The sequence below is a fragment of the Vibrio sp. 2304 genome (genome assembly GCF_033339475.1).
GTDB classification, from domain to species: Bacteria; Pseudomonadota; Gammaproteobacteria; order Enterobacterales; family Vibrionaceae; genus Vibrio; species Vibrio alginolyticus.
Map to the genome: position 1 here is coordinate 1 of NZ_JAWOUQ010000076.1, position 625 is coordinate 625.

General features: G+C 38.9%; 1 protein-coding gene. It reads right to left on the reverse strand.

Annotation, left to right across the window (positions count from 1 at the left end; genetic code table 11):
• Positions 1–89: 89 nt before the first annotated feature.
• A partial coding sequence (locus tag R7P64_RS24335) for a BON domain-containing protein (RefSeq protein WP_318124181.1) occupies positions 90–625 on the reverse strand: 536 nt, incomplete at its 5' end.

The window sequence follows — 625 nt, forward strand, 5'->3', positions numbered from 1 at the left end:
GAAACGAGAGCCAAAGCAAGGAAAATAAACATCCAACGAACCATGGTGTTGTCTCCTTATTTTTTAAAGTGAAAGCTCAACATTAGTTATTACTGAACAACTTCAAGCTTATCGACAACCTTATTTACATCGTTGGTATTATTTGCAATCGATAATGCCAGATCATGCTCGGCATCTGAGTTCACTTTACCGGTTAAGGTTACGGTTTTATTTTCTGTAGTGACATCAATGTCTGTACCACTAACGCTGGTATCCATCAGTAAACGAGTTTTCACAATAGTAGTAATTTTTGAATCCGTTAATGCAGCAAATGCATCAGAATCGGCATCTTGTTTATTCTCACTCACAACCGTTAGCTCGTTATTTACTTTTTTCACACCATCAAGGCCTGAAACCAACTCTTCTGCCAGCGACTTTTCCAAATCGTTATTGACCGAACCTGTCAGCGTAACCACCTGATTTTCAACATCAGTGTTGATATCAAAAGAGTTCAGGTTGCTATTAAGCAGTAAGGTGGTTTCTGCTTTACCATCTAGCCAAGCGTCCATGGATTCTTTTTCCCATTTATCACTGGCTAATACTGCGGTAGATGACGTTGCAAGAACTGAAGTAAGTACAATTTTAG